The sequence below is a fragment of the Actinosynnema sp. NPDC059797 genome (genome assembly GCF_042732085.1).
Classification (GTDB): domain Bacteria; phylum Actinomycetota; class Actinomycetes; order Mycobacteriales; family Pseudonocardiaceae; genus Actinosynnema.
In genome coordinates, this window is the sequence record NZ_JBHWIE010000063.1 from 25,674 (window position 1) to 31,805 (window position 6,132).

Here is a 6,132-nt window from a genome sequence, read left to right on the forward strand (position 1 = left end):
CCTAGCAGGCGTCCCGGTCGATGCGGTGGTGGAGCAGCGCCTCGCGGAAGCCGCCCCGCTCGTGCGCGGCCACCAGGTCGGCGGCGATGTCGCGCAGCTTGCCGTTGGTGTGCTGGGAGGCCCGGCGCAGCAGGGCGAACCCGCCGTCGGTGTCGCAGGAGAAGTGGTGCATCAGCAGGCCCTGCGCCACGCCGATGGTGTGCCGGGTGCCCAGGGCCGTGGTCAGGTTCTCCACCAGGCGGCGGCTGTCGTGGAAGAGCTGGGCGTTGTCGAACGCCACCCCGGCGTGCAGGGTGACCAGCAGGATGATGTCGTAGGCGTGGTCGTCGAACCGGTGCGGCTCGCGGCCCAGCAGCGTCACGGCGGCGGTGGGCGAGCGCTCCGCGGGCACGGGCAGGACCAGGCAGCTGCGGAAGCCGCGGAGCGCGAGGCGCGCGGCGAACAGCGGCCACCGGCCCTCGTCCCGGGTGTCCTCGATGCGGCGCGGCTCGCGGTACCGCAGCACGTCCAGGAGCGGGCCGCCGTCGGTCGCGGGGTCGCCCTGGCTCACCGGGGGTTCGCCGCTGGTCGCGACGACCTCGAACCCGCCGTCCTCGCGGCTGACCGAGATGAACGCGATGTCGCACCCCGGCACGGACGCGACCAGGTGGTCGACGAAGTGGCGGGCGGTCGCCTCGTAGGCCTCGTCCTCGTTGAGCCGGGACATCTCGGTCAGAGCGGCGGCGAGCGCCAGCACGTCGCGTGTCATTCGGTGCATCCCTCGGAAGCGGTTCACCGCGCCCCGGTCGCGGTGGACCGGGACGACGGGAGCGGTCGGGCGGGATGCTGCGCTGCTGAACACCCCCGTCGGGGGCTGGACAGTAGCGCATGGGCTGGTCGGCGGGGCGGGGAGGACGGGGGAAGAGGACCGGGCGGCGCGGGCGCTGGTTGGTTCAACGGCTCCGCACCCCCCGGCCCCGGTCCGCCGGAGCGGACCTGCCGTGCAACAACGCGCGCACACGGGTGAAGTCGAGTTACCCGGTGCGGTGCGCGGTAAACGCCCGCCTCGGCCGAAAGTACGAGACCGGTTCCCGCAGGGGTGCGTGCTCCCCCTGGCGGCCCTACTTTCCGATCATGACTACGACACACGGCACCACGGCACCCCCGGTCACGCTCGTCGCCGCGTTCTTCGGCTTCCTCGTCTCCGCGGTCTCGGCGTTGGCGGGCGGTCTGGTCGTGCTGGGCATGGAGGAGGAGCTGGCCGACGCGGTGCGCCGGTCCAGTCCCGGTTCCACCGCGGAGCAGGTGGACTCGGCGGTCACCCTGGGCCAGGCCCTGGTCCTCGGCACCGGCGCGCTGGTCGCGCTGGTCTACCTCTGGCTGGCGTTCAAGCTGAAGGCGGGGCGGAACTGGGCTCGGGTGACGTTGACCGCGTTCACGGTGTTCCAGGTGGCGTCGCTGGCCGCCACCGACGGCAACACGTGGGTGGGCTACGCGAGCGCCGCCGTCGCGGTGGTGGCGCTGGTGCTGTCCTACCTGCCCGCGTCCAACGCGCACTTCCGGCGGGCCCGCTAGCCGGCCGGGCGGGTCGGGTTGGATGATCCGCGCATGACCGCGACCGGACCGCAGGCCAGGCGCGGCGTGCTCGCCGCCGAACTCGTCGTCCTGGTCGCGGCCGTCGCGGTGGACGTGGCGTGGCAGGTGGGGGCGCCCGGTTCGCCGGGCGCCCTCGCGACGGCGGTGGGCGCGTTCGCGGCGCCCTCCGGGTCGGCGGTGGCGGTACTGGCGGTGCTGCGGCGCCGGTTCCCCCGGCACGTGCTGTGGCTGGGCCTCGCGGTCGCGGCGTTGTCGCTGCTGGACACGGCGGTGGTGGCGCTCGGCGGTGGGGCGCTGGGCGCGCGGCCGCCGACCGCCGAGGTGTGCGCGGCTGCGCTGCTGGTCGGCGCGGGGTGCCGCAGGCTGCCACCGGTCCGGGCGGCGGCGCTGGCGGCGGTGCTGGGCACGGCCGTGGTCGCCGCTCCCCTGGTCCGCTTCGGGCTCGGGTCGACCGAGGCGCTGCTGGGCGTGCCCGCCGCCGTGCTGTGGGGCGCGGCGACGGCCGTCGGGCTGGTGCTGCGCGACGCCGACCGCCGCCACCGGGTCGCGCTGGACCGGGTCCGCACCGACGAGCGACTGGAGCTGGCGCGCGAGCTGCACGACCTGGTCGCCCACCACGTCAGCGGCATCGTGGTGCGCGCGCAGGCGGCCCGGGTCGTGGCCGCGCACGGGTGGCCGGACGGGCACGACCCGGCCGAGGTGTACCGGGAGATCGAGGAGGCGGGCGCGGAGGCGCTGACCGCGACGCGGCGGCTGGTGGGGCTGCTGCGCAGCCGCGAGCACGCGCCACCGCCGCGCGGCGCGGGTTTCGGCGAGGTCGTGCGCGCCGCGGCCGACGGGAGGTCCACTGTGGACATAGCCGAGGAGCTGGAGGCGGTGGCGGTGCCGCCCGTGCTGGCCGGCACGGTGCACCGCGTGGTGCTGGAGGCGCTGGCCAACGCGCGGCGGCACGCGCCCGACGCCACCGAGGTCCGGGTCAGCGCGTTCACCGACGGCGACGACCTGGTGCTGGAGGTCCGCAACGACCGCGTGCCCGCACAGCCCGCCGACCCGTCCGGCAGCGGGTACGGCGTCGTCGGCATGGCGGAGCGGGTCACCGCCCTCGGCGGCAGCCTGCGCGCGGGCCCCGAACCCGGCGGCCGCTGGCGCGTCACCGCCCGGTTGCCCCTCGGCCCCGAGGAAGCGCCCTTCGGCCACCTCTCGGCAGCCGTCTGATGGCCACGCGGGTGCTCGTCGCCGACGACCAGGTGCTGGTGCGCACCGGTTTCCGGCTCATCCTCGACGCCGACCCCGGCATCGAGGTGATCGCGGAGGCGGCCGACGGCGAGTCCGCGGTCCGGCTGGCCAGGAAGCTGCGGCCGGACGTGACCCTGATGGACGTGCGGATGCCCGGGCTGGACGGCATCCGCGCCACGGAGCTGCTGGCCGGGCCGGACGTCGACGACCCGCTGCGGGTCGTGGTGGTCACCACCTACGACGTCGACGAGAACGTCTACGCGGCCCTGCTCGCGGGCGCCTGCGGGTTCCTGCTCAAGGACGCCGGGCCGCGGTTGCTGGTGGAGGCCGTGCACGCGGCGGCCAAGGGCGAGGCGCTGGTGTCCCCCTCGGTGACCGTGCGGCTGCTCGCCCACTTCACCGCCGGGGCGCGGGCGCGTGACCGGCGGCGGCGCGACCCGGACCTGCCGCTCACGGCGCGGGAGCTGGACGTGGTGCTCGCCGCCGCGCGCGGCCGGACCAACGCGGAGATCGCGACCGGGCTGGGCGTCTCGCTGTCCACGGTCAAGACGCACCTGGCGAGCGCGCAGGGCAAGCTGGGCGCCCGCAACCGCACCGAGATCGCCGTCTGGGCGTGGGAGCGGGGGCTGGTCAGGTAGGCCGTTCCGCGCGGACCACGACCGTGCGGGCCACGAGGTCGCCCAGCCGCTGGTGCCGCGGCGTGACCACGATCAGCACCGCGCCCACCAGGCCGAAGAACAGGGCGTCGACCTGGAGCAGCAGCCAGCGCACCAGGTAGGCCCGCAACGGGGGCGGCCCGCCGCGCAGGGTCGTGACGCGCAGCCCCAGCCACCGCATCGCGGGCGTCGCGCCGCCGAGCCGGTACGGGCACCACACGTCGACCCACAGGCTGCCCGACACCGACGCCACCACGAGCGCGACGAGCGGCAGGAACAACACCTGCCACGGCGGGTGCGCCACCTGGACCAGCAGCACCACCACCGCGAGGCTGAAGATCGCCGCGGACAGGGCGCCGACCACGATCAGCAGGGTGTCCAGGCCGTACTGCGCCAAGCGGCGCACCGCCAGCCCGGCCCCCACGCGCAACCTCGCCACGGCGGGTCATCATGCCAACACCGGCCGTCTCGGTAGGTCGGGGGAGGCCGGCCGCGCGCGGGAAGCCGTCACACCCGGGAGGTCACCCGCGAGGAGCTGTCACACCCGGAAGCCGTCACGTGCGAGGAGCCGTCACACCCGGGAGGTCACCCGCGCCCGGCGGGCCGCACCGCGCAGCAGGGCCGACCGGCCCCGGTTCGGGACGGTCCACAGGTCGTGGCCGCGCACGCCCCACCGCGCCAGCAGGGCGTTCGCGGCGAGGAAACCGGTGGTGGCGGCGCGTTCCATGAGCGCGACCGGGAGGTCGACCCGGGTCAGGTCGCCCGCCAGCACCAGCGCCGGGTCCGGGGTGGCCACGGTCGGGCGGGCGGTGAACGAGCCCGGCGCGAACAGCGGGCAGTCGTCGGCCAGGACGTGCTCGGCCTGGAGCACCCGCGCCCCGGTCAGCTCCGGGTAGACGGCCTCCGCCTCCGCCACCAGCCCGGCGACCACCTCGTCCCGGTCCGCGCCCCCGGCCAGGGCGTAGGCGTGCAGCTCCACCACTGACCCGCCGGTGCGATCGCGGTAGGCGCGGGCCTCGTCCTCGAAGTGGTCGAGCACGCTGATGTTGTCCAGCAGCCCGAACCCGCTGGTGCCCAGGAACGGCGGCCGGTCGCGCCGGACCGGCCGGTCCAGCCACAGCCTGCTCACCAGGAACGGCGGCGCGGTGCGGAGGTCCGCGACCCGCGCCCGCCACGCCGGGTCGCCCAGGTCGGGCGATGCGGCCACGACGGCGCGCAGGCCGCGGACGTCGGTCGCCAGCACGACCCCGTCCACGTCCTCCCCGTCGACGCGGTGGCCGCCGTCGCGGCGGGAGACGCGGTCGACCGCGCTGCCCGTGCGCACCTCCACGCCCAGCGACTCCAGGTGGCGGCGCAGCGGTCCCCAGATCGTCTTCGGGTAGGGGTCGCGCGGCACGTCGAACAGCAGGCCCTCGCTGGAGCCCAGGAAGTAGATGTGGAACATGGTCGCCAGCTCGGCCGCCGACAGCGCGGACGGGTGGGCGAAGAAGCTGCGGGAGAACACCTCGAACGCCAGGTGCCGCGCGGTGGCCGGGAAGCGGATGGCGCGCAGGAAGGCGTCGGCGTCCGCCGTGTCCAGCTCGGCGTAGGTGCGCGGCAGCGAGACGTCGAAGAGGGCGGTGGCCGCGCGGGCGTCCATCCGGGTCAGGTCCCGCAGGGTGAAGGTGTCGCTGCGCAGCACGAAACCGGCCACGTTCCACGGCGGGGTCAGCGGCAGACCGGCGAAGCTCTCCCGCGTGCCGTCGGCGTGGACAAGTGGGTAGTCGGCCACCGGGCGCAGGAGCGCCAGGTCGGGGTCGACGCGGCGCAGCAGCGCGCGCAGGTTGTAGTACTGGCGGAAGAAGGCGTGGAAGCCGCGCGTCATGGTCTCGCCGGTGCCGGTCTCCCAACCGCGCACGCGCCCGCCGAGTTGGTCTTCGCGCTCGTGCAGCACCACGCGCACACCACGCTCAGCGAGCCCGACCGCAGCCGCCACCCCGGCAATCCCACCGCCAACCACCGCAACAAGCGGCGGCTCACCACCAACATCCGCCCGAGACCTACCGGACGGCCCGGGCAGCAGCCGAGCATGCCGATCACGCCCCGGCGCGAAACGGCCGCCGCTCACCGCCACACCACGAGACTCCCCACCACTTGAACTAAGTTCACCCACCAGCCCCAGCGCAGCCCGACCGCCACCCACACCCTGACCGCCACCCACAACCCCAGCCCTCGCCTCCCCAGCCCCCCTCGAACTAAGTTCACCCACCAGCCCTGGCCTAGCCTGACTGCCACCCACACCCTCGAGCTGTGACTCCCCGACACCACTTGAACTAAGTTCACCCAGCAGTCCCGACACAGCCCGACCGCCATTCGCCACCTCAGGCCGCGACTCCGCAACCTCTCTCGAACTAAGTTCAGCCGCCAGCCCCGACACAGTTCGACCGCCGTCGGCCACTCCAGCCCGCAGCTCCTCAGCACCTCTCGAACTAAGTTCAGCCCCTGGCCCCGGCACAGCTCGACCGCCATCCGCCACCCCAGCCTGCGGCTCTCCGGCATCCCTCGATGCATCCCTCGAACTAAGTTCAGCCAGCGGTCCTGGCGCAGAGCGGCCGTCATTCACCACCACGCCACGCGTCCTCCCGGCCGTGGCGTGGGTGTGCGGCGCGGGCGTGGTCCTCGCCCA

6 protein-coding genes are annotated in these 6,132 nt (G+C 74.8%); 3 read left to right on the plus strand and 3 right to left on the minus strand.

The features are described 5' to 3' along the window. Window position 1: 1 nt before the first annotated feature. Window positions 2–748, minus strand: a complete 747-nt coding sequence (locus tag ACFV4N_RS17780; protein ID WP_499673624.1) for an ANTAR domain-containing protein — start codon at window positions 746–748, stop codon at window positions 2–4. A gap of 365 nt (window positions 749–1,113) precedes the next feature. Here ACFV4N_RS17780 and ACFV4N_RS17785 point away from each other — a divergent pair, with 365 nt between their 5' ends. The 3 genes from ACFV4N_RS17785 to ACFV4N_RS17795 are packed head-to-tail and all read left to right on the plus strand — an operon-like array spanning window position 1,114 to window position 3,449. Further along, complete coding sequence (locus tag ACFV4N_RS17785) at window positions 1,114–1,554, plus strand: hypothetical protein (protein WP_499673625.1); 441 nt, start codon at window positions 1,114–1,116, stop codon at window positions 1,552–1,554. A gap of 33 nt (window positions 1,555–1,587) precedes the next feature. Beyond that, entirely contained in the window at window positions 1,588–2,790 is a 1,203-nt protein-coding gene (locus tag ACFV4N_RS17790; protein ID WP_499673626.1) for a sensor histidine kinase, read from the plus strand. Then, entirely contained in the window at window positions 2,790–3,449 is a 660-nt protein-coding gene (locus ACFV4N_RS17795; RefSeq protein WP_499673627.1) for a response regulator, read from the plus strand. The genes ACFV4N_RS17790 and ACFV4N_RS17795 overlap by 1 nt, the downstream gene beginning before the upstream one ends. Here the strand turns inward: ACFV4N_RS17795 and ACFV4N_RS17800 are convergent. Next, window positions 3,442–3,906 carry an RDD family protein gene (locus ACFV4N_RS17800; protein ID WP_499673628.1) on the minus strand — a complete coding sequence of 155 codons (465 nt, stop codon included), beginning with the start codon at window positions 3,904–3,906 and terminating at the stop codon, window positions 3,442–3,444. The genes ACFV4N_RS17795 and ACFV4N_RS17800 overlap by 8 nt on opposite strands. A 132-nt stretch (window positions 3,907–4,038) precedes the next feature. After that, window positions 4,039–5,574 (minus strand): FAD-dependent oxidoreductase, encoded by a 1,536-nt coding sequence (locus ACFV4N_RS17805; RefSeq protein ID WP_499673629.1) that lies wholly within the window; start codon window positions 5,572–5,574, stop codon window positions 4,039–4,041. Between the last annotated feature and the right edge of the window lie 558 nt (window positions 5,575–6,132).